Below are 25,745 nucleotides of genomic sequence, written 5' to 3'. Positions count from 1 at the left end.
GCGAAGAAGGCCAGCATGTCACGCCGGCGCAGCTTCTTGCGCAACACCGGCTGCTCCGCTGCGTCAACCCCATGCAGCTGGAAAACACTCTTGGACGTATCCACTCCAATTCGGATAATCTCGCTCACGGACGGCTCCCTCGTCTGAGATCTAAACCGACCTCATTCTGGCACACTGATGCCGTCGGGGGCCGTCCACCCCAACAGAGCCGCCATGGGCCCCGGCTCTGCAGCGCACCGCTGAAGAAGCGCTGCGCTGCGTCCGGGGCCCGAGTCCTATCCCCGCGCCACCCCCGCCGCCAGCGTCACCGCCAGCCAGCTCGCGATCATCACCGTCCCGCCAGTCGGCGCCGCGTAGGGAAACAGCGAGTGCCCGGCATATTGCCGCAAGGTGAGGTCGCCCGCGAACAGCGCGGCACCGATCACGAAGCCGAACGCCGCCACGAGTCCAATTCCGCCGTGCAGAAGGCCGCGCGCGAGCAAGGCGACGGTCGCAAGTATGGCCGTTGCATGAAACAGCAGCATGGCGCTCGCCGAGGCCAGCCGGCTGGCATCGGTGCCGTGGGCGGAGGCGGCGGCCAGAGCGACGCCGGCGGCGCCCATCAAGCCGGCAAGCCCAAGCAACAGGCGGTGCGCAAGCATCACGAGGCCCGCTCTTCCAAGAGCTTCGCCATCGCGGCGCGCAAGCTCTCCATGCCGGTCGAGCTGCGCGACGAGGTCGCGAGCACGGTCGGGAACGCGGCCGGGTGCTTGGCGAGGGCAGCCTCGGTCTCGGCGATGCGCGCTTGCAGCTCGGCGGCCTTCACCTGGTCGGCCTTGGTCAGCACGATCTGGTAGCTGACGGCGGAGCGATCGAGCGTCTTGAGCACTTCGAGATCGACGTCCTTGAGGCCGTGCCGCGCGTCGATCAGCACGTAGACGCGCGCCAGCGAGGCGCGCCCCAGCAGGAATTTGTGGATCAGCTCGGTCCAGGACGCGACCTGGCTCTTGGGCGCCTTGGCGTAGCCGTAGCCGGGCATGTCGACGAGGCGCAGGTCGCCCTTGCCGGGGACCTCGAAGAAGATCAGCTCCTGGGTGCGGCCCGGCGTATGCGAGGTGCGCGCGAGGTTGTTGCGGCCGGTGAGCGCGTTGATCAGACTGGACTTGCCGACATTGGAGCGGCCGGCAAAGGCGATCTCCAGCCCCGCCATCGGCGGCAGCGTTGCGATCGAAGGCGAGGCCCAGATGAACTGCCAGTCGCGGGCGAACAGTTTTCGCCCGGCCTCGATCAGCTTCGCATCGGTGTTGTCAGTCATGCGAAGCTCTTTGTTGCACCGTCATTCCGGGGCGACGCGAAGCGTCGAACCCGGAAGCTCGAGATTCCGGGTCTGGTGCTTCGCACCATCCCGGAATGACAGAGTGAGAGACTTACGTCGCCTTCCTTGCGAACGTCGCCTTGAGATTGTCGAACAGTTCCACCTTCACGCCGTTGCGGCGCATGATGTAGCTCTGCTGGACCACCGAGAGCAGGTTGTTCCAGGCCCAGTAGATCACGAGGCCCGCCGGGAAGCCCGCCAGCATGAAGGTGAAGATCAGCGGCATCCAGTTGAAGATGATCTGCTGCGTCGGATCCGGCGGCGTCGGGTTCAGCTTCATCTGGAACCACATCGTGATGCCCATGATGATCGGCCAGATGCCGAGCGCGAGATAGTGGCCGAACACGGGAATCGTGGTCGGATCGAACGGGATCAGCCCGAACAGGTTGAACAGGTTGGTCGGATCCGGCGCCGAGAGATCCTTGATCCAGCCGTAGAACTTCGCGTGCCGCATCTCGATGGTGACGAACAGCACCTTGTAGAGCGAGAAGAACACCGGGATCTGGATCAAGACGGGCAGACAGCCGGCGACCGGATTGATCTTCTCCTTGCGGTAGATCTCCATCATCTCCTGCTGCTGCTTCACCTTGTCGTCGGGATAGCGCTCCTTGAGCGCCTGAAGCTGCGGCTGGATCGACTTCATCTTCGCCATCGAGGCGTAGGACTTGTTCGCCAGCGGGAAGAACAACAGCTTCACGATCACGGTGACGAGCAAGATCGAGATGCCGAAATTGCCGAAGAAGCGGTAGAAGAAGTCGAGGCCGAGGAACATCGGCTTGGTGATGAAGTAGAACCAGCCCCAGTCGATCAACAGATCGAAATGGTTGAGGCCGAGCTCCTTGTTGTAGCCGCCGAGGCCGGCGAACGGGAACACGCCGACGACGCTCGCTTCCTTGGCACCGGCGAACAGCCGCGCGTTTGCGGTCGCAGTGCCGCCGATCGCGACGGTGACGGGGTCGAGCAGATAGTCGGTCTGGTAGGTGTGGACGTTGCCGACCGGGTTCGACGAGAAGCGCGCCTGGAGCTGGGCATTGGTGTCCGGCAGCAGCGCCGAGGCCCAGTACTTGTCGGTGATGCCGAGCCAGCCATTGGTGGCCTTGAAGTTCACCTGCTTGGCTTCGTCGACCTTCTTGTAGGCGTATTCCTGCAAGCCCTGGTCGCCGAGATAGCCGATCAGGCCTTCATGCAGGATGTAGTAGCCCGACACTTGCGGCGCGCCGTGGCGCGAGATCAGCGCGAACGGATAGAGCGTGACAGGCGCGTTGCCGACATTGCTCACCTTGTCCTTGATGGTGAAGAGATAATGGTCGTCGACCGCAATGGTGCGGCGGAAGGTGAGGCCTTCGCCATTGTCCCACTTCAGCATCACCGGCGTTGATGGCGTCAGGCTGCCGCTGCCGTCCTGCTGCCAGACGGTCTGGGCATCAGGCATCTTCGCCGTCACGCCCGTCGCCGCCACCCAGCCGAATTCGGCGTAATAGGGCTCCGCCGTGCCCGAGGGCGAATAGAGAATGATCGGCGGCGACTTCGGGTCGACCGTTTCGCGGAATTGCACCAGCGCGACGTCGTCGATGCGGCCGCCCTTCAGCGAGATGCTGCCGGCGATGCGCGGCGTGTCGATCTTCACGCGCGGGCTGGCTGCGATCGCGGCGTCGCGGGCGACGACCGGCTGGGCCTGCTGACTCGCACCCGGCGTTGCCGGCTGGGTCGCGCCGCCCGCCTGCGGCGCGGCACCGGGCGTCGCGGAGGCGGTCGGCTGTGGCGTGGTCTTCTGGAGCTCGGTCTGCGCCTGCTGCTGGGCGCGCTGCTTCTCCATCTGCGGCACGTTGTAGAAATACTGCCAGGCGATCAGCACCAGGCCGGACAGAATGACGGCGAGGATGGTATTGCGATTGTCGGTCATCTCGAATGTCTCGTCATCAATCCGGTTTGCGGCTGGTCGCGGCGGCGCGACCCGGCCTCTGGCCGCGCGCTTCGGCCGTATGCCGCGCGGGCTTCGTGAACGCTATGCGCAGATCGTCGAGCATGGTGGCGAAGTCGCGCGAGAGCGCGTTCCTTCGTCCGACCAGGACATAATCATGATGGGGCCGCATCGACACCGGATCGAGCCGCTTCACCAATTCGCGAAGCCGGCGCCGGATGCGATTGCGCTCGGGGGCGTTGCCGTTCTTTTTGGTGACGGTGAAGCCGATCCTGACAGGGCCAAGATCATCGCGGCGGCGGCTCTGCAGGACGAACGCGGGATTATTCACCCGCGCGCCATTGGCAACGGCGAGGAAATCCGCCCGCTGCCTCAGCCGATCCATGATGAAATCCCAAAAAGGGGGTCCGGCTCAGGCGCTCAGACGCTTGCGGCCGCGGGCGCGGCGGGCGGCGAGGACCTTGCGGCCGCCGGCAGTGGCGAGGCGGGCGCGGAAGCCGTGACGGCGCTTGCGCACCAGTTTGCTGGGTTGATAAGTCCGCTTCACGGGTTTTTCTCCGCTGACCGGGCAATTTGCCTGTAGAATTGATGGTAAAGTCCGGAAGATGCGGCCCAAAACGGGCCCTTTCCGGCCCCAAGAGAGCCGCTCCCGGTGTCGCACCGGGTCATCGCGGACAATTCGCGCGGCTTATAAGGGAGCGCCTTCTTTTCGTCAACGCCGCACAAGCGCGCGATTTTCGTCAATATCGCTGTTTGCGCGAGGTTTTTAACCCTCGAGGTGGCGACTCGCGATATCAGCGCTTACATCCCACCTCGGTAGATTAGCGATCCGTAATTTGACCGGACTCCGGGCGGGTCGCATCCTCCCATCAGCCAAGGCCAACAGGGGCGAATTTCGTGGCATCCACAGATCGCCAGCCGATCCAGGATCTGGATCAGCCAGACCAGCCGGCGATGCGGCCCCGCGGGTCGCGCGGGCTCGGGCTGTCTGGCAAGCTGCTGCTGCTCACCATTCCCCTGGTGATGATCGCCGCCGTGCTGCTCTACGTGCCCGCCATCGCCAATTTCTGGGTCAACCGGTTGAACGACCGCGTTGCGGCGGCCAACACTGCGGCGCTGGTGCTGGATGCGGCGCCGCTCGGCATGGTGCCCGATTCGCTGTCGCGCCAGATCCTGAAAAGCATCAATGCCCGCGCCGTCGCCATCAAGATGGGCCAGCAGCGCCGGTTGCTCGCCAGCGACAACATTCCGGCCGCCATCGAGCATGACATCGACCTGCGCGACATGACGGCCTGGGAGGCGATCACCGGCTCGTTCCGGATGATGCTGGAGACCGGCAACCAGGCCATCCGCGTCGTCGGCCCCGGGGTCGGCAATGCCCAGTTCATCGAGATCGTCACCGACGAGCTGCCGCTGCGGCAGCAGATGTACCGCTTCTCCCGCAACGTCGTGGTGGTCGCGCTGATCATCGCGGTGCTGACCGCGGGCCTCGTCTATCTCGCGCTCCACTATCTCTTCGTGCGGCCGATGCGGCGGCTGACCGCGAGCCTGGTCGGCTTCCACGAGAACCCCGAGAGCTCGGCCGGGATCATCGTTCCGAGCCAGCGCAGCGATGAGATCGGGGTGGCCGAGCGCGAATTGTCGGACATGCAGCGCGATCTGATGTCGATGCTGCATCAGAAGAGCCGGCTCGCCGCCCTTGGCCTTGCCGTCTCCAAGATCAATCACGATCTGCGCAATCTGCTCGCCTCGGCCCAGCTGCTGTCGGACCAGCTCGCCAGCGTGCCGGATCCGCGGGTGCAGCGCTTTGCGCCCAAGCTCGTGCGCTCGCTCGAACGCGCCATCGCCTTCTGCCAGTCGACATTGTCCTATGGCCGCGCCCAAGAGGCCGCGCCCGACCGCCGCATGGTCCTGATCGAGCCGGTCGTGCTGGAGGTGCGCGAAACCGCGGGGCTCACCAACGACGCCTCGATCGCCTGGGTCGCCGCGATCGAGCGTGGGCTCGCGATCGATGCCGATCCCGACCAGCTGTTCCGCGTATTGCTCAACCTCGTCCGCAACGCCGCCCAGGCGCTCGAAAGCCATGCGTCGGGCGAGGGCCGCCTGCAGCAGATCCGGATCACCGGAAAGCGGGAAGGCGCCGTCGCCATTATCGAGGTCTCCGACACCGGCCCCGGCGTCCCCCAGAAGACCCGCGAGCACCTGTTCGAGGCCTTCCAGACCTCCGGCCGTCCCGGCGGCAGCGGCCTTGGCCTCGCCATCGCCGCCGAGCTGGTCCGCGCCCATGGCGGCGACATCCACCTGGTCGAAGGCACCATCGGCGCCACCTTCCGCATCGTCATTCCCGACCGTCCCGTGGAACTGCTCTCCATCCGCAACGAGCGGCAGAGGGCGTAGTCGGCCAAAGGCCTGTAGTTTCTCGTCATTCCGGGGCTCGCGCAGCGAGAACCCGGAATCCCGAGGTTTGGCGCGAGATTCCGGGTTCGATGCTGCGCATCGCCCAGGAATGACGTCTAAACCGTCATCGCCCTGCAAAATCTCCCCATCCCGGACCTTGCCAATCGGGACAAGAGCGGTTAGTCAGAGCGCTCTTTCGCACCCCCTCCGGCTCCGCCGGGGGCTGCTTGCGGGTCCTGCCCGCGCTGTTTGCGAAACACGCGCCCGTAGCTCAGCTGGATAGAGCATCAGACTACGAATCTGAGGGTCGGACGTTCGAATCGTTCCGGGCGCGCCATTCTTCGATGCCGGTCAGGCAACCCGGCATCCGAGATCGCGGATCGGCCGCGCGCTGTCGGGAACCAGATGAAGATATCTCAGGCATTCAAATTCGAGGCGGCGCACCGGCTCCCCAAGGTGCCCGAGACGCACCGATGCAGCCGGCTGCATGGTCATTCCTATAGGATCGAAGTTCAGCTCGACGGACCGGTCGACCCGCGCACGGGCTTCGTCGTGGACTTTTTCGATCTCGAGAAGTGCTTTGCTGACATCGTGGGCGCGTTGGACCACAGGTGCCTGAACGACGTCGAGGGGCTCGAGAACCCGACGGCCGAAAACATTGCGATCTGGATATGGGATCGGCTGGCGCCGAGCCTGCGGCAAATCTCGGCTGTTCGCGTCTACGAAACGGCGGACTGCTGGGCCGAATATCAGGGGCGGTGACGCGCGACCGCGTGCCGCAGCCTCCCGCTCGACGAGATCAACAGGCGACCGCCACCGGGGCAGCCGAGTGGCTTCTGACGAAGTCCTGGATATGCTCCGGCACAGCCATGGCGTCGATGTCGCAACGGGTCTGGATTTCCTCCGCAAGCTCTCTCGATAGGTCCTTGGACCAATGGCCCAGCGGATCGAGGGCGAGGATGCGGACGGGATCCTGGAAACGACCGGCGAACAGGTGCGCGATGACGGTTTCGATGTCAGTCCGTGCGACCTGGATTTTCCGGCCGGCCCTGCCGGGCCATCCGACAATATTTTCGACGATCAGATAGACGATTTGATGTGGTGCATCCTGGCGAGCCGCACCTCCATGAGGCGCGCATCGGGCAGCCGTCGACATCAATCCATTTCCAGCCATACGCGCCTCCTGTCCGGGTGCGACCAGCCTAATTGATCGAGTGCACAATAAGTACTGCGGGCCGCTACGGTCGCGCATCAGGACCAAAGTATGATCGGGACCAAAGTATGATGACGCGCGGATCGTGCTTCGTAAGATCGGACCCGTCATTCCAGGGCAAGGAAGCGGCAATCGTGCGCGCGATCGGCCCCGGTGAAACCGGAAAGGATGCGATGCATGTTCGTGACGGTCGTTGCAGTTCTTTGCCATCTCGCTGGTGCCGCTGTGGGAAGTTGCGTCGAGGAGATCGTGACCGACAGCAACATGACGCCCGACATCACGTTTCAGGGCTGTCTGAAAGGGGCGCAGGCGCCGCTCGCGAAGTGGATGGGTGAACATCCGCTCTATCACGCGAACTGGCGAATCGAACGCTACAAATGCGTGCCGGGTCACTATGAGATCAGAGGCCGTGCCTAGCATGCGGCGCGCTCGGCGCAGTCACGGCAATAGTGCCCATCTTCATCGGCCGTAGCACCGTTGCGGTTCACGAACCGGGCGTCGCAGGCGCGCCCGCAATCGCTGTCCGCGAAAACGCGCCCGTAGCTCAGCTGGATAGAGCATCGGACGACGAATCTGTGGGACAGACGTTCGAATCGTTCCGGGCGCGCCACTGTACGATCCTTCACGACAGGGCGGCCGCCGATGCGCGCGAGGCGCCATTGTCAGCTACGCCTTTGCCTGGTGCCGCTGCGGTGTCGCTGCCACCGTGCTTGCGCTCATGCCGCTCTGGGACGAAGCGTGGGAATGCCGCTCACGTCTTCTTCGCGTTCCGCGTGCCAGGTATCGTAAGCCGCTTGCATGCGCACCCAGACCCCGGCGCCGTCGCCGAACAACTTGCCGAGTCGAACCGCAACAGCCGGAGAGACCGGCTTGCGCTCGCGCAAAACATCGTAGAGATGCTGCCGCGAAATGCCGAGAAGCTGTGCAATCTCGGCTTTGGTCTTGCCGGTCGCCGGGATCACGTCCTCTCTCAGCAAAGCGCCAGGATGGGTCGGGCAGCGATCTGGATTGCGCTTAGCGCCATAGACCATGATTGTCTCTCCTCAGTGATATTGTTCGAAGTCAACCCGGCAGGCTTCGCTGTCCTCGAATTCAAATGTGATGCACCACGGCCCGTTCACATGGACCGAATAGCGCGTCGGTTTGAAGCCTCTCAAAGCATGAAAATCAAAGCCGGGGATGTTCATTTCCTGCGGCGTCGCCGCGGCATCCAAGCGATCCAGGCGACGAAGGGCACGTTCATGCATTTTCGAATCGATCTTCGACGTTCGCCCCTTCTCCCAAAGTTCGGCGAGCGGCTTGCTCTTGAAGCTTCTGATCATGCTGTTGGCAACGTAAGCGATTAGCTGACTATTGTCAATAATTAGCTTACATTGCTGCCCTGTGCCTTGCGCAGCAACAAGCGCAGCGCCCCTGCGCTACCGCGTCGCTGCCCCGCCAAGAATCGCGCACTGCCGCGCACAGCATCATAGTGCCACGGCGAAGCAGTAGTGCCTATCTTCATCGGCCGTGGCGCGCCATTTCGATAGCTGGAGCATGCTGGAAGCGCCTGCAGCCGATCAAGCCCTCCAACGCTGGCACCGCTGTTCTCGTCGAGACGAGTGCTGGTTTTGCCTCGGCGCGATCTGCTGCACTCACTCCCGCATCCATCATCGCGACTTCTGAGAGTTTCAGCACCACAGCCAGCTACCCACCAACACAGGCCGCCTAGATTCAGACGAGTGGTTCGAACACTGAAGAGGACCTCTCCGGTGTTCCTGTTTTCAGCGAGGCGGGTGACCGGCGCAGCGCGCGTCTGATGGCGTCACACCGTAGCGGCGGCGGAAGCTGCGGTTGAAGTGCGAGAGATCGCCAAATCCGGCCGCCAGTGCAATCGCGCTGATGGTCCATCCGGCATAGCGCGGACTCGTCAGCATCTGGTAAGCACGGGTCATGCGCTGTTCGAGCACGAACTGCGAGAAGGTGATGCCCTCGCTCTCGAACAGCATTTGCACATAGCGCGGCGTGACCTGCTGGCGCGCCGCCACGGCAGCCAGGCCCAGATCGCGCCGGTCAAGCCGCGCCGCAATGTCGGCCTTGACCGCGACCAGCCGCGCTGCCCGCACACCACGCTCCGCCGCAATGGCCGCACCGTCTCTGGTTGCGCCGATCGCCATGGCGACGAGGTCCAGAACATGGACCGCAACCCGCTGGCGGAGCTCCGGCGTCGCAAGCGGGAGCCCTTCATGCACCATCTTCAGATAGCCCGTCAGCAGCCGTAACGCATCGCTCTCGCGCGGGATCACCCGCATTGCCGCGTCCTCGATGTTGGCGACAAGCGGAGCGAGCCCAGCACGAGGCACAACGACTGCAGCCTTGGCATTGCGAAAGCACACTGCGGCGGGTTCACCATGAAGAACTGCGATTGCGTCCTTCTCGCCGAGCGACGCCTCGCGACCACAATGCGACAACGACAAATCCCCAACCAGATTCAGGAGCAAGCCTACGGAATCGTCGGCATCCGCGATCAACTCCGGCGTCCGCAGGAAGCGCGCCGCTGGCCGCATGCGCCATGTCATCGTGCGCAGGCCGGGTAGAACTCGTAGCGTTGAGTCAGCCTCGAACGGCGCTTCGGATAAAGGCTCGATGTCGAGGCGAACCATCTTGCGCCCGAAGACCTCGCGCCAGAACGGTAACCGATCGCGGTCTGGAAGCGCAGCAGTCGAGACCAGTAACGGTGCGAAGTCCTCCGACATGACAAGCCTCCCACAACCTCCGGCGGCACGGTGGTAGCATGGTCATTGTACATGCAAAAGTCGTGACAGTTCGCTTCTGGCCCGCTTCGGCTGCGCCGCACGCGCCGTGCCGTGCGCAATCCCGCTCGTTGACTACGCCTGTGACAGTAAATTCTTGCCGGCATTGTGACAGCCGCAGGGGTCTCGGCAGCGCCGTGGTCGCGCAGCAACAGTCTCCTTCAAAGCCGCGATAGTTCGTCTTTGGCGGTAAGGGATTTCGCCTCTCGCCAAGACCGGCGCGTCACGCGCCGCTATTCGTCGGACGAAGCGAAGGGGATTGCATCATGCACAAGGCTATTTGTAGCAACTGGCGTGCGGCGCTGCTCTCGGGCTTGGTCATCATCACGTCCGGCATTCTGACGCTGGGTCTACCACCGACACCGGCGTTGGCAGGATGTAATTCCGGCAGCAACCCGAATACCGATTTGCTTTCCAGTTTCAATTGCCAGGCGTTGGCGACTGGCGCAAATTCGTTGGCTGTCGGCAACAATGCGCTCGCCGTTGGTGGCAGTGAAAACACCTCGCTCGGTACCAGTGCGATTACGGGCGGCCTCGCCGCAGGCAGCTTCAATACCGCTGTAGGCTATGGTGCCTTCGGTGGTTCCTTTGGTGGCTCTGGCAACAACACCGCGATCGGAGCGAATACGGCCGCCACGGGCGGTGGCTCCATCGCGATCGGCGGCGCCAGCACGACCGACAATGCGGCCAGTGCCGGTGGGCAAGACAGCATCGCGATCGGCATTAATTCAAATGCGGGGACCGCCGACGGCGATGGCGTTCCCCTCACGCAGAATAGCATCGCGATCGGCACGAATTCGAACGCGGCCCATACGAACTCGACTGCCATTGGCGCCGGCGCCACGACCACACGGGCCAATCAGGTGATGATGGGAACAGGGAGCACGACCTACACCACACCGGGCATCACCTCGGCTGCAAGCAAGGCGGTGCAGACGGGACCGCTGCAGTTCGTCACGTCGGACGCCGGTGGCAATCTCGCGGGCCGCACGGCCGCCGAGCTTGGGCTTGCCTCCGCCGGCGATGTTGCCGGCGTGAATTCGCAGATCAACGCCATCAACACCCAGCTTAGCGATATCAACAACCGCCTCAGTTCGCTCAGCACTGAGGCACGGCGGGGGATCGCGGCGGCGGCCGCGCTGGCACCGCTGATCACTCCATCAGCGCCGGGCCGTACCACCTTCTCGTTCAGCACCGGCTTCTACCGTGGCCAAACCGGTGCCAGCGTCGGTTTCGCCCATCGCTTGCAATGGTCGACACCGCTGATCGTCCACGGCAGCTACAGCAACGGCGGCGGCGGCGAGCATATCGGCCGCGTCGGTTTCGCTGCCGAGTTTTGAGGCGAACGATAGGGCCGGTTGGTGAAATGTAACCGCTCCACGAGGCTCGCTCTGATGCGCATCAGTTCATTTCCGCTTGCTTGGGCGCTGGGGCTGCTGCTCGCGTCGAGCGCATCGAACGAGACATTCGCACAACAGGCGCCGGCCGCAGTGCAGCAGAATGCGCCGAGTGCCACGTCGAAAGCGCCCATCGCCAAGGAGGCACCGAAGCCCGCGCCGCCGAAGGGCAGCGTCCCATCGCCGCAGGTCTCGCCCGAGCAGATCCTCTATCTCATCCGTTCGACACTCTTGACGCTCAACGACGCCAACCGCTCCGGCAACGACTCAGTGCTGCGCGACCTCGCCGCACCCGGCTTTCAGGCGAAGAACACCGCTGCCGACTTGGCGCTTGCCTTCACCGATGTACGCAGCCGCAAGTTCGATCTGTACGGCGTGGCCCTGCTGGCGCCGCAACTCACGACCACACCGGTCATCGATCCCGAAGGCCGATTGCGGCTGTCCGGCACCTTTCCGACACGGCCACTGCAGATCAAGTTCGATCTATTATTCGTCGTGCATGCTGAGCAGTGGAAGTTGCTTGGAATCGCTGTCGCCACGCCCGAGGCGCCACCGCTTGTCGCGCAGACGCCGCCGCCTGCTGCAACGCCCGCGCCTCCGGCCTGGCTCTCGTCCGTGACACGCTAGGCGCGCTCGATCCGCTCCGTCGTGCCTTCCGCATTCATCTCGCCAAGCCCCTCAGTCGCCTTGCGGCGCGCCCAGAAACCGGACAGGCTCATGATGAGCCCTATGGCGGTGAAGGCCAGCGCCGCCGAACTCGGCCCTGGCTTGAGATAGGCAATCTCGGGATTACGCGGATCATGGACGATCTTGGCGCTGCTGCCGGGCGGGTGGAGCACCCGCATGTTGCCGGCGCTCGCCGAGTTCTGCATGCCAAGGTCATAAGGCTCGACGCCGCCTGCGACGTAATCACGCTCGCCGACGCGGTAGGTGTAGAGCACGCGGAACGTATTCCAGCCTTCCTGTCCGCCGCCCGCGCCGCGGTTCTCGGCATTGGTCGTCTGCCGTATCGTTTCGGCACTGGTTATGGCGGCGGTCGCGCGTGGCCAGTTGAGCGTCAGCGCGCCCATGATTGCACAATAGCCTCCGAGCCCGAGCGGGAGAGCGCCCAGCACCATCAGATTGCGCCCGAAGGCCATGCCGCCCCGGTTCGGCGTTCTCTTTCTGGCTTTGCGCGCCATTAGCGATCCTCTCAAGGCGAAGTCTTTGGCGATGGCCTGAATGGTCTCACGTAGACAGCCGTCTTTGATGTATAGCGCAAGACCGTAGGCCGTCGAAGATTTGGCCGGTTGGAGCGCTTGGCCGGTCGCGGCATCATGCGTTATAGCGTTAAGGCGAAGCAATAGCGCCCATCTTCATCGGCCGTGGCGCGCCATTTCGATAGTAAGTCGTCCCATGCGTACCATCGACCGTCTGCTCTCCTGTCTCGTTCTATTCCTTGCAATCGCAGCCGCGCCGGTGCTTCCCGTGCGCGCGGCCGAAACCTGTCCGTTCATCAGCGCCCAGGAGCTCGCCCGCGCGATGCCGGCGCTCAAATGGTCGCTGATTTCAAATCAGGACGGCCGCGGCTGCATCTATCAGGCCGGGCGCGGCGACACGATGATGCTCTCCGTGTTCCGCAATCCCGACAAGGACCGCGCCAGGGAATTATACGCGACCTTCGTCAAGACGCTTGGCGAGCGCATGCCCCTGAGCGCAGTGGCGGGAATCGGCGACGAAGGCCAGGGCGGAACGAGCGCCGCCGGCGCGGAGCGCCAGGAGGCCTCGGTCGTCGCCTTGTCTGGCGATTACATTCTGCAGATCACCGTCTATCCGACCGGCCGGCGTGCCGACGATGCGCTGCTCGGACCGCTCACCGAAGCCGCGCGCGTTGCCATCGGAAGCGTGAGCAAGAGCAGCGAGCGGTTCGGCAATTGCGAGTGGCTCACGGCCGCGGATGCCGACGGCTTTCTCGACAAGAGCACGCTGACGGTCCAGCGGACCGGCGCGGGCAGCTGCATGATGTTCGATCGCGAGGCCAACACCATGACCGTCGCGGTGATCGCGATGTCGCGCGACACCGTCATCGACATGATGAAACGCGCAGGCCCCTGCAAGCACGTGGCGATACCCGAGTTCGGCGGTGAAGCGTTCGGCGAGCATTCCTGCACCAAGGGCAACGGCAACGCCGTCACCATCTATGTCTGGAAGAACGGCAGGCAGGCTTCGATCCTGTTCGCGCCGGTCAAGCCGTATCCCGAGTCCGGCTCGGTCGAGCGCCTGAAGGCGGTCGCCGCGCGGGTCTATGGGAAATTGTAACAGCGCCGTCTGGCTACTCTGTGCCTTCGTCCCCGGCGGCCGGGAGGTGGCGCCGAAAGTCCATTCTGTCGTGAAGGATACGCACGATTTCGATCGTGCTGTCCGGTGCGGCCCGATACATCAGGAAATGGCTTCCGCGACGGCCGTGCCGCGCCACGTGCAGCGTGCGAAGGCCTGCCATGATCTCGTCTCGCGGTCTGGAGCCCGCAACATTGGGACCCTCGGCAAGCTCGCCCATCGCCTGAACAAGGGTATCGCGATAGATTCGAGATTGTCGCACGCCAAAATTCTCTGTGGTCCATCTGAGGATGTTGGCGAAGTCGACCTCTGCGGCTGCACCGAGACGAACGCGCCATCTCCGCCCAGCCATGACGGCTCTATTCGGCGGTTCGGGAGATGATCTTCTCCGAGAGATCGTTCAAATAGGTTTGCAGGTCCTCGATACTTCCAAATTCCTTGAAGTCTCCCTGATCCAATGCCCCGACACCAGCGCGCGCCGCTGTCCGCAGGGCCTTCAGCTTGCCTGCATCCTCCGCCTCGCGTTGCTCCACCAGCCGCAAGCCTTCGCGCAGCACCTCGCTGGCATTCTGGTAGCGGCCAGACTTGACGAGGGTCTCAAGGAGCTCTTCCTGACGCTCTGTCAGCACGACGTTTCGGGTCGGCATAGGCATTTTCCCTGTTGTTCAAAGTCAGGCTACTTATGGCATATTATGCCATGTGCAGGTGATCGCCTCAACCCGAACGGTAGCGCCTACCCTAGGCGACTGCCGCGCGCGATTGTCGCGGTTTAGGCAGCCGCATCATGGCACCACGGCGAATACTTCATCGGCCGTGCGCGCCATTTGCGACTTAATATCCTGTCCCAGGCGAATGCGGCGTCAAGGCGATGGGCGCAACAACCGGTTGATGAGCTGAAGTAAGGTGCTCTCCAGCTCTTCCGGCGAACTGATCGTGATGCCGTGCTTGTAATACTGCTCGACCGGATGACCGATGCCGATCGCGGCAAGCCGGATGTCGCCGGCCTGCTCGATCTCTCCGGTGACATGGCGCAAATGGTGGTCCAGATACCTGTCGCCATTCGCGAGCCATGTGGAATCGTCAACTGGCGCACCGTCGGACAGCACGATCAGGCATTTCTGCCTTTCTTCGCGTTGGCGCAAACGCGACGCGGCCCATTCAATAGCTTCGCCGTCAATATTCTCCTTGATGAGATCGGGCCGTAGCATGTTGGCACAGCGTTGCGCGCTCAGCTTCTCGCCGGCGCTGCAATAGATGATGTGAAGCAGGTCGTTCAGCCGCCCGGGATAGGCGGGCTGGTGGTCGCTCAACCACTTTTCCCGGCTTCGTCCGCCCTTCCAGCGCGAAGTCGTGAAGCCGAGCACTTCATGCTTGACTCCGAGGCCCTCGAGCAGGTCGGAGGCGACCAGCGCAGCCCTGGCCGCGAAGAGTATCGATTGTCCGCGCATTGATCCGGAATGATCGATGAGCAGCGACACAATCGCATCGGCGGTCCCGGGAGCGGAACTGTCTTGCGGTTGGGACGTCGCAATGCGCGTACGCCGTGCCGCCAGGTCCTTTTCGAGGTCGTAGAGCTGTCCGGGGTCGACCTGCGGAAAGCGCTCGGCCCAGCGGCGGTCAGGAAGCGTCGCCAGCACAGCATCCAACTCGTTGGCCTTGAGCTCCAGGTCATAGTCTCGGGTGTAGACCTGATAAGGCCGATCGGGATCGAATTGAACCGGATGACGCCGCCACTTCCGAAACGATGGCAAAAAGCTCAACGCCATGAGCGCAAGGAGCGCGGCCAAGAAAACGTCACGCCAATGCAAGGCGGGCTCCCGAAACAACCTGATGGACAATGCTATTCTAGCCAAGATTGATCGACAACCGAGGGCGATGGAGTGCGTAGGTCATCGTGCCACGGCGACGCAATAGGGCCCAACTCCAGCGATCGCGGCGCGCTATTCGGCCCCGCATTTCCGCGGTTTTCCTGTCACCAGACACTGCGGCCCAGGACGCATGCCCTGCCGCCGCCGTTCGGCTTCACCGGCCCGCCAGCACCGCCTTGCACTTGGCCGCGAAGGCGTTGAGGTACGAGCCGATCTCGCTCGCCAGCGCATCGGACCGGTCGACATTCTGCAGGCTCATGTTGAGGGCGTAGACCGGAAGCCCATCCAGCACGATGGGCGTTGCGACGGCAAGAACGGCGGGCTGCCACGACACGCCACAATAACCGGTGCGTTCGACGGCGCTGATCGATCTCCTGACGTCGGCAAGCAGCGCCTTCGTGGCCGCAGTGCTGCGCCGCTTGAACTGTTTCAGCAATCGCTCGCGCTCGGTCTCGGCAATGCCGGCGAGGTAGGCACGGCCCAGCGACGTCAGCTCCATCGGCACCTGCTGGCCGGCGACCACGTTGCGCAGCGCCGCGCGCGGGCTGTAGCGGATCGACTCCAAATAAACCATCATGGTTCGATCCGCGGTCGCGAGCCCGACGTTCAGCCGGCGCTTGGCCGATTCTGCGCGCATCATCGGACCGATCGCATTGAGCACGGGTGATCCGGCCCGCATGGCGTGGCCGATGCTGATGACGGACGCGGCAAGGCGGTAGGTCCGCTCGCTGCGGACTTCGTCGAGCATTCCGCAATTGACCAGTGTTCGTGTCAGCCGGCTGACCGTCGATCGCGGCAATCCGGTTCGCTCCGCAATCTCGCCGTTGCCCAGCGTGTCGACGCCGGGCCGGAAAGCCCTGACGATCTCGATGCCCCGTTCGAGCGACCGGTTGCCATCGACCCCGCCCGCATATCTGCGCACCTGCGCCATCTCCGACCTCCAGCGTTTCCACTAAGTGGAATTAAGGGGATGTTCAGATGAGTGCAAGCGGCTATAGGCACCGGAAAGAAGAATGCCCGGCTGCGCACGGCTCAAAGAGGAAACGGCACTGCCTGAAACCGGCATTCGGAAGCCCGCGCGGATCACTCGCGTCGCGCTGATCGATCCGACTCCAGCCACGGAGCTTGCCATGTCCTATCAGCTCATCGAATTTTCCGTCGAGGCCGGTGTCGCGACGATTGCGTTCAACCGCCCGGAACGGCGCAACGCCATGAGTGACGAGATGCGCGCCGAGTTCTCAGGCGCGCTCGAAACCGTGTCTCGCGACAAAGCGATCAAGGCTCTGGTGCTGACGGGGCGCGGCAACGCCTTCTGCGCCGGCGGCGACATCAGCGGGATGAAGCGCCGGCTCGAGGCGCCGCAGGGCGAAGTCGCGTTCAACGGATGGAGCCGCCAGCAGGGCGTGCATCACGTTCAGTCGCTGCTGCTGGGCTTGCCGAAACCGACGATCGCCGCCGTCAACGGCGCTGCGGCGGGCCTCGGTGCCGACACCGCGCTGGCCTGCGACTTCGTCATGGGCACGGAACGATCGAAATTCACCTGGTCCTACATCAAGCGCGGTTTGATACCCGACGGCGGCGGCCTGTATTTCCTGCCGCGCCGGGTCGGGCTTCCAAGGGCCAAGGAGCTGATCTTCACCGGGCGCGTCGTCGAGGCCGACGAAGCGCTCGCGCTCGGCATCGTCGATCGCAAGGTGGCCTCGACCGAGCTGCTGCCGGCCGCGCAGGCCTGGGCGGCCGAGATGGCTCAGGGGTCTTCCACTGCGCTGGCGCTGAGCAAGAAGATCCTGAACGAGACGTTCGAGCATTCCGCGCACGATATCTTCAATCTCGGCAGCCAGGCGCAGGCCATCTGCTACACCAGCGCGGAGCATCGCGACGCCGTGACGGCGTTCCTCGCGCAATCCTCGTCGAAGGATTGAGCGATGAGTGCGATCGAACGCCTGATCCGGCCGCGCAGCATCGCCGTCATCGGCGCCTCAGCAGACCCGGGCAAGACGTCGGGGCGACCGGTCTCCTATTTGCAGAAGCACGGCTTCGCGGGTGCGATCTATCCCGTCAATCCCAAGGTCGGAGAAATCGGCGGTCTCAAATGCTACGCCGACATCGCGTCACTGCCTGATGTACCTGATGTCGGCCTTGTCCTGCTCGGCGCCGAACGCGCCCACATCGCGGTGCGTGAGTTGTCCGAGCGCGGCGCTGCCGCGACCATCGTTCTCGCCAGCGGTTTCACCGAGACCGGGGCGGAAGGCGCCGCGCGCCAGCAGCAGCTGATGCAGGCCGCCGGATCCATGCGCCTTCTCGGGCCGAACACGATTGGCCTCGTGAATCTCACCGACAATATCGTGCTGTCGGCATCCGGCGCGTTGGCGATAGACCACTTCCCGGCAGGTCCGATCGGGCTGGTCTCGCAAAGCGGGGGCATTCTCGGCGCCATCCTGTCGCGCGCCGCGGCGCGCGGGGTCGGGCTGTCCAAGCTGGTGTCGACCAGCAACGAAGCCGATCTCGAGCTCGCCGATTTCATCGACTTTCTTGCCGACGACAGCGCAACCAAAGTCATCGCGCTCTACATCGAGGCGATCCGCAATCCATCTCGCTTCCGCACGGCCGTCCTCAAGGCGCGCCGCGCCGGCAAACCGATTGTCGCCTTCAAGATCGGACGATCGGAGGCGGGCGCAAAGGCGGCCGTCTCGCACACGGGCGCGCTTGCGGGCTCCGACCGCATGTATGACGCCTTGTTCAGGCAGCTCGGCGTGATCCGCGCGAAAACGTTCGAAGACCTGCTCGACATTCCCGCAGCTCTTGGCGCGGGACGGAAGCTGTCCGGCCGGCGCGTGGCGATCCTCACCTCGACCGGAGGCGCCGGCACCATCGTGTCCGACAGTCTCGGCGTCGCAGGCTTCGCAACGCCCGCACCCGATGCGGATACGGCCGCGCAACTCCGCGCATTGCAGTCGGGATCGCACGCCATGCTCGATCGCAACCCGATCGACGTGACCCTGGCCGGCCTGCAACCAGATCTGCTTCGCGCCGCAATCCGCACCCTGCTCGTCAGTCCCTCCTACGATGCGCTGGTCGTCATTGCCGGCTCGTCGGCCGTAGGATCACCAGCGCTGATGGCCGATGCCATCCACGACTGCCTGCCGCTCAGCGACAAGCCGGTCATTGCCTATGTGAGTCCCTACGCGCCCGAGGTGGTCTCCGTCCTCACCCGGCGAGGCGTCCCGGCTTACACGTCGGCCGAGAGCTGTGCCGCTGCCCTCGACGGGCTTCTGCAGGCCGCAATGTCGGAACAGGTCCAGACGTCCGGCACGGCCGTGACGACGGTCGATATCAGCGATATCCCGGCGGGATCGCTGGATGAAGCGCAGGCCAAGGCGTTGTTCGCCCGCTTTGGTATTCCCATCGCTGCGGAGAAGGTGGTCGCAACGGCGAGCGAAGCCGAACAGGCGGCGCGCGACTTCGGCGGCCGTGTCGTGCTCAAGATTCTCTCGCGCGAGATCGCGCACAAGAGCGACGTCGGCGGCGTCGCGGTCAATCTGACCGCAGAGACGATCGCCGACCGCTTGACGGTGATGGCGGAGGAGGTCGAGGCCAGGACCGGGAGGCGACTCGAACGTTTCCTGGTTCAGGAGATGATTTCAGGCGGCGTTGAAATCATTCTCGGGATGCATCGGGATCCCTTGGGCGTGGCCATCCTCCTCGGAATGGGCGGCGTCGCGGCGGAGCTGTTCAAGGACACGACGATGCGTCTTCTTCCTCCGGAAGGAGGTCTCAGCCTGGTCGAGGCTAGAGCGATGGCGCGCGATCTCGTCACATGGCCGCTGCTGGACGGTTTTCGGGGCCGGCCGAAATGCGATGCCGAGGCGCTCGCAGCAGCGGTCGTCGCTTTCTCGCGCATGGTTGCGCAGCTCGGCGACCGGCTCGCCGAGGCCGAAATCAATCCGGTGTTTGTACTGCCAGCGGGCCAGGGCGTGAAAGCCGCCGACGGATTGGTTGTTCTCAATGTCTGAACAAAATCGGATGGAGCTCCAGATGGCCATTGGCGAAATCATCAATTACCACAGTGCTCGCGGGAAGGGTTTTGCCGTGCGGCGCTGGCTGAACTTCGCCATCCTCGCCTGTGCCGCCTTGCCGATCGTCGCGGGGCTTGGAGTGGCGCCGGCGCGGGCTGAGTATCCCGAAAAGATCATCAAGATCGTGGTGCCCTTCGCAGCCGGCGGCGGGACCGACATCATCGCGCGCACGACGGCGCAGGAAATCCAGGCGGACCTCGGTAAATCCGTCATCATCGAGAACAAGCCGGGCGCCGGCACCATCATCGGCACCCAGACGGTGGCGACGAGCGAGCCCGACGGCTATTCGCTGCTGATGGCGACCTTCGCGCACGCGGTCAACCCGAGCCTGTACACCAAGCTGCCGTTCGATCCGCACAAGGATTTCGCGGCAGTTTCGCTGATCGCGCGCTCCTTCAATATTGTCGTCGTAAACCCGGCGTCGAAGATCAACTCGATCGCCGATTTGATCGCTGAGGCCAAGGCCAAGCCGGGCAAGCTCAATTTCGGCACGTTCGGCATCGGCACCTCGGCTCATCTTGCCGGCGAGCTGTTCAACGCCATGGCAAACGTCAAGATGACGGCGGTGCCCTACAAGGGCGCCGCGCCTGCAATCAGTGATCTCCTGGGTGGGCAGATCGACGTGATGTTCACCACGGTGGCAAGCGCGGCGTCGCTGGTGGCTGCCGGTCAGCTCCGGGCATTGGCCGTCACATCCGCCGAGCGTTCGGCCGCGTTCCCGCAATTGCCTGCTGTCGCCGAGGCCGGGGTGCCCGGCTACGCCGCCGAGTCCTGGTACGGATTGTACGCTCCGGCCAAGACGCCTGCTCCGGTGATTGCGCGCCTGAATCAGGCGGTCGCAAAGGCCGTTCAGTCCGGTGCCTTCAAGCAACTGGCGGCCAACGAAGGCCTCATCATGGTGGGCAGCGCCCCTGAAGAGCTCGATCGCTATGTTCGGCAGGAGGAGGAGCGCTGGCGCAAGCTGGTCAAGGACGCGAATATCGAGGTGCAATAGTCGGCATCGGGCTCGTTGCCATCTCCGCTCGGCCATGACGGCTCTATTCGGCGGTTCGGGAGATGACCTTCTCCGCGAGGTCATTCAGATAGGTCTGCAGCTCCTCGATATTTCCGAATTCTTTGAAGCCTCCCCGATCGAGTGCCCCTACGCCGGCGCGAGCCGCTGCCCGCAAAGCTTTCAGCTTGCCTGCATCCTCCGCCTCGCGCTGCTCCACGAGCCGCAGCCCGTCACGCAGCACTTCGCTGGCATTCTGGTAGCGGCCGGACTCGACGAGGGTTTCGAGAAGCTCTTCCTGGCGCTCGGTCAGCACGACATTTCTGGTCGGCATCCGCATCCTCCAAATATTCGAAAGCGAGGCCATATGGCATAATATGCCATCGCCTCAAATCGGAACGATTGCTTCGTATCCAAAGCAAACGTTCCGGTGATTGTCGTTCGGCGGCGGTGAATCCATCAATTCCCGGGACCGCTCAGCGGTCCCGGATGTCGTCCGACTATAACGCCAGCCCGCACGCCCGCCGGATCGCGATCTGAACCGGCGAAGGGGGCAATGCCGGATCAAACTCGCCCTTCGGCAGCAGCGGCGGCTGTGCCATGAAGCGCGGCCGTTTGCCGCGATGTGGTTGCGCGGCGTGAACAAGAAAGGGATGGCACAGATAGACGCTGCCTGCCGCACCGGTCGCCAGCTCGATCTCGCAATCCTTCGTCGACGTCCAGTTCTCGGAAGCGAGCTGCCGGAGCGTCGCACCGGTCTCGCCATAGGGTAGCAGCTCCCGCGCGATCGTCGCATGCGAGCCTTTACGGATCCGCGTAGGCGCATCATCGGCGCCGACATCCGAGAACAGGAAGAGCATCAGGAGCGCACGCCCGCTGCTCTTCACATTGGCGCGCCATTCCATGAAATCCGCATGGGCGGTGCCAAAGCTCATGTCCACATGCCAGCCATCGTCACCAGGGGATTTGGGTGACGGGAAGCGGATCGGAAAGGTTCCGAGGCCCGTGGGCGCAAGCCAGCGCCCTGCACCGGCGAGTTGATCATAGGCCTTGTGCAGGGGCGGCGCGTTCGCGGCTTCAATGAAAGGGGGCGAAGCCTTTGACCCGACCCGGACAACGGGCTGGGTCCAGTTTTCAGGTTCGTCCGGCGACAGGCCGATATCCGCCCACAGCTCGTCCCTGCATCGCCTTGCCAGGTCGGTGCCGAAGGCGTTCTCGATCTTGACGAAACCATTGTCGATGAAGTTCTGGACCTGACGAGGCGTCAGGCCGACCTGTTCGGTCCTAGGCATTGCACATTCTCCGTTCGGCATCGCGCGCAGCCGGTTTGGTCTGATTGGCGCGGATGCGCCGGAACGACGTCTCTGCCGTTCAGATCAGCGGGAAGAATGTGGACATGAACATCATGGTGCGAACGTATACCGGGGCGGACAGTGGAATCAAGATGTGCGCGACATACCGCGCCGCCGCACGATTTCCACATCATTGATCTGAAACAATGATGGCCTTCGGCACAAATGCTAGGGCGAGTCGCAGCTCACGTGCAAGGCTCCCCAGGCCAGTCAAGACAATCTCAGCGCGTGATGGAATCCGAGGGCTCAATGGGACGACTCCTGAATATCGTGACACCACTGCATACTGCGACCAAGCGCGACTACATGGGCCGCATGAACGACGACAAGATCGGCTGCTCGCTGAAGGCGCGGGAATACGAGGCCGATTATTGGGACGGCGACCGCCGCTTCGGCTACGGCGGCTACCGTTTCATCGAGGGCCGCTGGGCGCCGGTCGCCAAGGCGCTGATCGAGACCTACGGTCTGAAGGACGGGTCCAGCGTGCTCGACGTCGGCTGCGGCAAGGGCTTTCTGCTGTACGAGATGCAGAAGATCCTGCCGGGTCTGAAGGTCGTCGGCTTCGACATCTCAAAGCATGGTCTCGCCAATTCGCACGAGCAGGTGCGGCCGTACCTGTTCAACTATCGCGCCCAGGACGTCTACCCCTACGGCGACGACAGTTTCGATCTCGTCATCTCGCTCGGCACCCTGCACAATCTCAGGCTCTACGAGCTCGAGGCGGCGCTCAAGCAGATCGAGCGGGTCGGCAAGAACAAATACGTCATGGTCGAGGGTTACCGGAACGTCGCCGAGCTGCACAACCTCGAATGCTGGGCGCTGACGGCGGAATCCATCCTGCACACCTCGGAATGGATCTGGCTGTACGGCAAGCTCGGCTACACCGGGGATTACGAATTCATCTATTTCGAGTGACCGGGCGCGCCTCATGGACATCAAGACTGCAAAGGCCGCGATTCTCGTCGAATCCGGCAAGCCGCTGATCGTCGACGAGTTCAACCTGCCTGACAGGCTCGAGCACGGTCAGGTGCTGGCACACGTGCACACCTCGAGCATCTGCGGCGCGCAGATCAACGAGATCGACGCCGTCAAGGGCGTCGACAAGTTCCTGCCGCACCTTTTGGGGCACGAGGCGCTGGCGACCATCGTCGAAACCGGACCCGGCGTCGTCTCCTGCAAGCAGGGCGACACCGTCGTCATGCATTGGCGGCCGGGCAAGGGCATCCAGTCCAATACGCCGGTCTATTCCTGGCGCGGCAAGCGGCTCAATGCGGGCTGGGTCACCACCTTCAATGAATATGCCGTGGTGTCGGAAAATCGCGTCACGCCCGTTCCCGCCTCGATCGATCGCACCAGCGCGCCGCTGCTCGGCTGCGCGGTGACGACCGCGCTCGGCGTCGTCAACAACGATGCACAGATCGCCATCGGCGAAGCCGTCGTCGTGTTCGGCGTCGGCGGCGTCGGATTGAACATCGTGCAATTTGCCGCGATGGTCGGCGCCTGGCCGGTCATTGCGATCGACCGCCTCGACAACAAGCTGGCGATGGCGAGGGATTTCGGCGCCACCCACACCATCAATTCCGAGGCGGTGAAGGATGTGGCCGCCGAGGTTCGCTCCATCACGGGGGCCGATGGGCCCGACAAGGTCGTCGAGACCACGGGCGTCAAGAACCTGATCGAGCTCGCCTACGAGATCACGGCGAAGAAAGGCCGCTGCATCCTTGTCGGTGTTCCCCGCGAGAAGGCCGAGATCTATACGCTGCCGTTACACTTCGAGAAGGTGCTGAAGGGCTCGGAAGGCGGGCAATGCCAGCCCGCGCGCGATATCCCGCGCCTGGTTCGCCTCAGCGATGCCGGCAAGGTGAGCTACCGCGGCATCGTGACCCACGAGTTCGCGCTCGATGACATCAACGACGCGCTGGACCTGATGCGCAGCGGCACATCGGGACGGATCCTGCTGAACATCAGCTGAGCGCTGCGCTCGCCGCGCAGACGCCGACGGCACGCCGACGCTGGCGCTCCAGCAGCCAGGCTGCGATCGCCATGTTCGCGATATTCCAGGCGATGCCATTGATCAGCGCGGAAGCGTAGGAGCCGGTCCAGTCGTAGATCGCGCCGGCCATCCAGCCTCCCAGCGCCATGCCGGCGAGCGTGACCGAGATGGCGAGGCTGACGCGAAAGCCGGCCTCTTGCGCCGGGAACAGCTCACGGATGATCACCGCATAACTCGGCACGATGCCACCCTGCGCCAGGCCGAAAACAGCGGAAACGACGTAGAGTGAGGCCAGCCCGTTGAACGGCAGATAAAGCGCGAGGGCCGTGGCCTGCATGGCCGAGCCCAGCAGCAAGGTCGGCAGGCCGCCGATGAGGTTCAACAGCCAGCCGAAGATCAGGCGGCTCGCCACGCTAAAGCCGAGCATGACCGCCAGCATCTCGGCGCCGCGCGCAGCGCCGTAGCCGAGGTCGCCGCAATAGGCGACCAGATGCACCTGCGGCATCGACATGGCGACGCAGCAGCACATCCCGGCGAGGGCGAGCAGGCCCTGGGTGGCACCGGGGGAGAGGCCGATGGCCTGCATCGTGCCACCGGGGCTCGCCGCTGCGGGCGTCGCCTTCTGGAAGATTGGCCGGCGCAGCAGAACCAGGGAGAGCGGCAGCATCGTTGCGAGGCAGAGCAGGCCGATGCCGATATGTGTCTGCCGCCAGCCGATCGCGGCGATGGCGTGCTGGACGATAGGCGGCCAGACCACTCCGGCCAGGGAGCTGCCGGCCGTCGCCAGGGAAACGGCGAGGCCGCGGTGCCTGTCGAACCACAGTGAGGTGTCGGCCACCAGGGGTGCGAAGCTCGCCGCGCCGCCGAGTCCGATCGTGAGGCCGCAGATCATCGCAAAGACCGACAGGTTGGGCGCGAAGGCGGTGAGGACGTAACCGAGGCTCATCAGGATCGTGCCGCCGGCCAGCGGCGGCAGGATGCCGAAGCGATCCGCCAAGCGGCCGACGATGATGCCGCCGATCATGAAGCCGATGATGGCGAGCGTGTAGGGCAAGGTCGCCTCGGCGCGAGGCGCATTGAAGTCGGCCTGCACCGCAGGCAAGGCCACGACCAGGGACCACATCCCGACGCAGCCCAGTGTGCTGAGAGTGATGGAGGCGGAAAGACGAATCCAGGAATAGGGAGTCTCGATCGACGGCATGTCAGGCGGCACGGCGGCAGGTTTCCTCGGGCGGCGTGGAGGTCGGCCCCGGGGTATCGCCCGCCGTCACCAGTGACAAAGCAGGATTTCTCTTTTGTCGAGCGAACGAAACTCATGCATCTTCCCGAGCTTTCCGCTTCTCCTGGAGCCGGCCATGACGTATCTGCTGCCGCCACTCAATGCCCTGCGCGCCTTCGAGGCCGCCGCCCGCCATCTCAGCTTCAAGCAGGCCGCTCACGAGCTGCACGTCACGGCCGGTGCCGTCAGTCAGCAAGTCCGCCTGCTGGAGGAGCGGCTGGGCGTGCAGCTGTTCGAGCGGCGGACGCGGCAGGTCATCCTGACGTCCGGCGGCGAAACCTATCTGGCGCACGTGCGTCAGGCGTTTCGTTGCCTTGCCGAGGCCACTGCCGAGCTCAGGCCTGAGGGCGTCACGAGCCTGCTGCATATCGGGCTCCACGCGAGCTTTGCCGTCGATGCATTGCGGGTGCGCCTTTCGCGGTTCCGCCGGGCCCAGCCCCAGGTCGCCATTCGCATCAGCCAGCCGGCCGGGCTGCACGAGCTGCTCGAAGGCAAGGTCGATGTCGTGATCGCGGACCGGGTGCAGCGCTGCCCAGGCTACAGGTGCGAGCCTCTGGATAGCGGCTTCCTGATCGGCCCGCTCGGCACCGCCGATTGTCCGGAAATCGAGACGCTGCGGTCCTGCCTGCTCAGCCATGTCGAGCTCGGGCCTCCGGCCAAGACCAAGACGCCGTCGCCGCCGGCATGGCCGAGCCGCGTGCCATGATGGCTTCGCACGGCGGCCGTAACCGGCGGTTAACCATGGATATTTACGGTGTAACAAGCCTCTGAGCTATGACAGTCAGTTGATTTCGAG

General features: G+C 64.0%; 29 protein-coding genes, 2 tRNA genes and 1 pseudogene. 14 read left to right on the top strand and 18 right to left on the bottom strand.

Annotation, left to right across the window (positions count from 1 at the left end; translation table 11 throughout):
* From CVM73_RS28115 to rpmH, 6 genes and pseudogenes are all read right to left on the bottom strand, one after another.
* Positions 1 to 128 (bottom strand): annotated as a pseudogene (locus tag CVM73_RS28115) (IS110 family transposase); the annotation flags it as partial.
* 147 nt (positions 129 to 275) lie between these two features.
* Positions 276 to 641, bottom strand: coding sequence for a DUF423 domain-containing protein (locus CVM73_RS28110; RefSeq protein ID WP_167407109.1), 366 nt, complete (start codon positions 639 to 641; stop codon positions 276 to 278).
* Positions 641 to 1,294 carry a ribosome biogenesis GTP-binding protein YihA/YsxC gene (gene yihA / locus CVM73_RS28105; RefSeq protein WP_100235036.1) on the bottom strand — a complete coding sequence of 218 codons (654 nt, stop codon included), beginning with the start codon at positions 1,292 to 1,294 and terminating at the stop codon, positions 641 to 643. The genes CVM73_RS28110 and yihA overlap by 1 nt, the downstream gene beginning before the upstream one ends.
* A 112-nt stretch (positions 1,295 to 1,406) precedes the next feature.
* Positions 1,407 to 3,257 (bottom strand): membrane protein insertase YidC, encoded by a 1,851-nt coding sequence (gene yidC / locus CVM73_RS28100; protein WP_100235035.1) that lies wholly within the window; start codon positions 3,255 to 3,257, stop codon positions 1,407 to 1,409.
* 16 nt (positions 3,258 to 3,273) lie between these two features.
* On the bottom strand, positions 3,274 to 3,660 hold the full coding sequence (gene rnpA / locus CVM73_RS28095; RefSeq protein WP_100235034.1) for a ribonuclease P protein component: 387 nt from the start codon (positions 3,658 to 3,660) through the stop codon (positions 3,274 to 3,276).
* Positions 3,661 to 3,687: 27 nt separating this feature from the next.
* Positions 3,688 to 3,822, bottom strand: a complete 135-nt coding sequence (gene rpmH / locus CVM73_RS28090) for a 50S ribosomal protein L34 (RefSeq protein WP_008542748.1) — start codon at positions 3,820 to 3,822, stop codon at positions 3,688 to 3,690.
* Positions 3,823 to 4,172: 350 nt separating this feature from the next.
* Between rpmH and CVM73_RS28085 the strand changes: the two genes are divergently transcribed.
* The 3 genes from CVM73_RS28085 (at position 4,173) to queD (ending at position 6,434) form a co-directional block, all read left to right on the top strand.
* Complete coding sequence (locus CVM73_RS28085; RefSeq protein ID WP_100235033.1) at positions 4,173 to 5,672, top strand: sensor histidine kinase; 1,500 nt, start codon at positions 4,173 to 4,175, stop codon at positions 5,670 to 5,672.
* Positions 5,673 to 5,932: 260 nt separating this feature from the next.
* Positions 5,933 to 6,009, top strand: a tRNA-Arg gene (locus CVM73_RS28080).
* 68 nt (positions 6,010 to 6,077) lie between these two features.
* Complete coding sequence (queD, locus tag CVM73_RS28075; RefSeq protein WP_100235032.1) at positions 6,078 to 6,434, top strand: 6-carboxytetrahydropterin synthase QueD; 357 nt, start codon at positions 6,078 to 6,080, stop codon at positions 6,432 to 6,434.
* Positions 6,435 to 6,471: 37 nt separating this feature from the next.
* Here the strand turns inward: queD and CVM73_RS28070 are convergent, their stop codons facing one another.
* On the bottom strand, positions 6,472 to 6,828 hold the full coding sequence (locus CVM73_RS28070; protein WP_146006669.1) for a hypothetical protein: 357 nt from the start codon (positions 6,826 to 6,828) through the stop codon (positions 6,472 to 6,474).
* A 234-nt stretch (positions 6,829 to 7,062) separates the two neighbouring features.
* Between CVM73_RS28070 and CVM73_RS28065 the strand changes: the two genes are divergently transcribed.
* Together CVM73_RS28065 and CVM73_RS28060 are read left to right on the top strand one after the other, a co-directional pair.
* Positions 7,063 to 7,302, top strand: a complete 240-nt coding sequence (locus CVM73_RS28065) for a hypothetical protein (RefSeq protein WP_100235030.1) — start codon at positions 7,063 to 7,065, stop codon at positions 7,300 to 7,302.
* A 116-nt stretch (positions 7,303 to 7,418) separates the two neighbouring features.
* A tRNA-Arg gene (locus CVM73_RS28060) sits at positions 7,419 to 7,495 on the top strand.
* Between the two features lie 106 nt (positions 7,496 to 7,601).
* Here CVM73_RS28060 and CVM73_RS28055 read toward each other — a convergent pair.
* The 3 genes from CVM73_RS28055 to CVM73_RS28045 all read right to left on the bottom strand — a co-directional run bounded on the left by CVM73_RS28055 (position 7,602) and on the right by CVM73_RS28045 (position 9,620).
* A complete protein-coding gene (locus tag CVM73_RS28055; RefSeq protein ID WP_100235029.1) occupies positions 7,602 to 7,916 on the bottom strand; it encodes a HigA family addiction module antitoxin in 315 nt (104 codons plus the stop codon).
* A gap of 12 nt (positions 7,917 to 7,928) precedes the next feature.
* Entirely contained in the window at positions 7,929 to 8,207 is a 279-nt protein-coding gene (locus CVM73_RS28050; protein ID WP_100235028.1) for a type II toxin-antitoxin system RelE/ParE family toxin, read from the bottom strand.
* Between the two features lie 441 nt (positions 8,208 to 8,648).
* Positions 8,649 to 9,620, bottom strand: coding sequence for a helix-turn-helix transcriptional regulator (locus CVM73_RS28045; protein ID WP_100235027.1), 972 nt, complete (start codon positions 9,618 to 9,620; stop codon positions 8,649 to 8,651).
* Between the two features lie 323 nt (positions 9,621 to 9,943).
* On the opposite strand from CVM73_RS28045, the gene CVM73_RS28040 reads away from it, so the two are divergent.
* Both CVM73_RS28040 and CVM73_RS28035 read left to right on the top strand, forming a co-directional pair.
* Entirely contained in the window at positions 9,944 to 11,017 is a 1,074-nt protein-coding gene (locus CVM73_RS28040) for a YadA-like family protein (protein ID WP_100235026.1), read from the top strand.
* 54 nt (positions 11,018 to 11,071) lie between these two features.
* On the top strand, positions 11,072 to 11,701 hold the full coding sequence (locus tag CVM73_RS28035) for a hypothetical protein (RefSeq protein ID WP_245452451.1): 630 nt from the start codon (positions 11,072 to 11,074) through the stop codon (positions 11,699 to 11,701).
* On the opposite strand, the gene CVM73_RS28030 is transcribed toward CVM73_RS28035, so the two are convergent.
* The gene (locus tag CVM73_RS28030) at positions 11,698 to 12,255 is read right to left on the bottom strand and encodes a DUF3592 domain-containing protein (protein WP_100235025.1); all 558 of its coding nucleotides are present in this window, start codon (positions 12,253 to 12,255) and stop codon (positions 11,698 to 11,700) included. The genes CVM73_RS28035 and CVM73_RS28030 overlap by 4 nt on opposite strands.
* A gap of 214 nt (positions 12,256 to 12,469) precedes the next feature.
* Here CVM73_RS28030 and CVM73_RS28025 point away from each other — a divergent pair, with 214 nt between their 5' ends.
* The gene (locus CVM73_RS28025) at positions 12,470 to 13,372 is read left to right on the top strand and encodes a hypothetical protein (protein ID WP_167407106.1); all 903 of its coding nucleotides are present in this window, start codon (positions 12,470 to 12,472) and stop codon (positions 13,370 to 13,372) included.
* Between the two features lie 13 nt (positions 13,373 to 13,385).
* On the opposite strand, the gene CVM73_RS28020 is transcribed toward CVM73_RS28025, so the two are convergent.
* The 4 genes from CVM73_RS28020 to CVM73_RS28005 form a co-directional block, all read right to left on the bottom strand.
* Positions 13,386 to 13,742, bottom strand: coding sequence for a type II toxin-antitoxin system RelE/ParE family toxin (locus tag CVM73_RS28020; RefSeq protein WP_100235024.1), 357 nt, complete (start codon positions 13,740 to 13,742; stop codon positions 13,386 to 13,388).
* A 7-nt stretch (positions 13,743 to 13,749) separates the two neighbouring features.
* A complete protein-coding gene (locus CVM73_RS28015) occupies positions 13,750 to 14,037 on the bottom strand; it encodes a type II toxin-antitoxin system ParD family antitoxin (RefSeq protein WP_100235023.1) in 288 nt (95 codons plus the stop codon).
* Positions 14,038 to 14,250: 213 nt separating this feature from the next.
* Positions 14,251 to 15,177: a cobaltochelatase CobT-related protein gene (locus tag CVM73_RS28010; RefSeq protein WP_245452450.1), complete on the bottom strand. Its 927-nt coding sequence runs from the start codon at positions 15,175 to 15,177 to the stop codon at positions 14,251 to 14,253.
* Positions 15,178 to 15,412: 235 nt separating this feature from the next.
* Entirely contained in the window at positions 15,413 to 16,189 is a 777-nt protein-coding gene (locus tag CVM73_RS28005; protein ID WP_100235022.1) for an IclR family transcriptional regulator, read from the bottom strand.
* A gap of 199 nt (positions 16,190 to 16,388) precedes the next feature.
* Between CVM73_RS28005 and CVM73_RS28000 the strand changes: the two genes are divergently transcribed.
* The 3 genes from CVM73_RS28000 to CVM73_RS27990 are packed head-to-tail and all read left to right on the top strand — an operon-like array spanning position 16,389 to position 20,328.
* On the top strand, positions 16,389 to 17,180 hold the full coding sequence (locus CVM73_RS28000; RefSeq protein WP_100235046.1) for an enoyl-CoA hydratase/isomerase family protein: 792 nt from the start codon (positions 16,389 to 16,391) through the stop codon (positions 17,178 to 17,180).
* 3 nt (positions 17,181 to 17,183) lie between these two features.
* Positions 17,184 to 19,271 carry an acetate--CoA ligase family protein gene (locus tag CVM73_RS27995; RefSeq protein WP_100235021.1) on the top strand — a complete coding sequence of 696 codons (2,088 nt, stop codon included), beginning with the start codon at positions 17,184 to 17,186 and terminating at the stop codon, positions 19,269 to 19,271.
* 22 nt (positions 19,272 to 19,293) lie between these two features.
* Complete coding sequence (locus tag CVM73_RS27990) at positions 19,294 to 20,328, top strand: tripartite tricarboxylate transporter substrate binding protein (protein WP_100235045.1); 1,035 nt, start codon at positions 19,294 to 19,296, stop codon at positions 20,326 to 20,328.
* 43 nt (positions 20,329 to 20,371) lie between these two features.
* Here CVM73_RS27990 and CVM73_RS27985 read toward each other — a convergent pair whose 3' ends face one another.
* Entirely contained in the window at positions 20,372 to 20,659 is a 288-nt protein-coding gene (locus CVM73_RS27985; protein WP_100235044.1) for a type II toxin-antitoxin system ParD family antitoxin, read from the bottom strand.
* 166 nt (positions 20,660 to 20,825) lie between these two features.
* Positions 20,826 to 21,617, bottom strand: a complete 792-nt coding sequence (locus CVM73_RS27980; RefSeq protein WP_100235020.1) for a phytanoyl-CoA dioxygenase family protein — start codon at positions 21,615 to 21,617, stop codon at positions 20,826 to 20,828.
* Positions 21,618 to 21,905: 288 nt separating this feature from the next.
* On the opposite strand from CVM73_RS27980, the gene CVM73_RS27975 reads away from it, so the two are divergent.
* Complete coding sequence (locus tag CVM73_RS27975; RefSeq protein WP_100235019.1) at positions 21,906 to 22,592, top strand: class I SAM-dependent methyltransferase; 687 nt, start codon at positions 21,906 to 21,908, stop codon at positions 22,590 to 22,592.
* 13 nt (positions 22,593 to 22,605) lie between these two features.
* Positions 22,606 to 23,649 carry a zinc-binding dehydrogenase gene (locus tag CVM73_RS27970; RefSeq protein ID WP_100235018.1) on the top strand — a complete coding sequence of 348 codons (1,044 nt, stop codon included), beginning with the start codon at positions 22,606 to 22,608 and terminating at the stop codon, positions 23,647 to 23,649.
* Here CVM73_RS27970 and CVM73_RS27965 read toward each other — a convergent pair.
* On the bottom strand, positions 23,642 to 24,871 hold the full coding sequence (locus tag CVM73_RS27965; RefSeq protein ID WP_100235017.1) for an MFS transporter: 1,230 nt from the start codon (positions 24,869 to 24,871) through the stop codon (positions 23,642 to 23,644). The two genes, CVM73_RS27970 and CVM73_RS27965, sit on opposite strands and share 8 nt — an antisense overlap.
* Before the next feature lie 154 nt (positions 24,872 to 25,025).
* Between CVM73_RS27965 and CVM73_RS41530 the strand changes: the two genes are divergently transcribed.
* Positions 25,026 to 25,655, top strand: coding sequence for a LysR family transcriptional regulator (locus CVM73_RS41530; protein ID WP_283809953.1), 630 nt, complete (start codon positions 25,026 to 25,028; stop codon positions 25,653 to 25,655).
* Positions 25,656 to 25,745 lie beyond the last annotated feature (90 nt).

The sequence above is a fragment of the Bradyrhizobium forestalis genome (genome assembly GCF_002795245.1).
Lineage (GTDB): Bacteria > Pseudomonadota > Alphaproteobacteria > Rhizobiales > Xanthobacteraceae > Bradyrhizobium > Bradyrhizobium forestalis.
The sequence above is the reverse complement of the archived record's forward strand: the minus strand, read 5'-3'. Positions and strand labels throughout refer to the sequence as shown.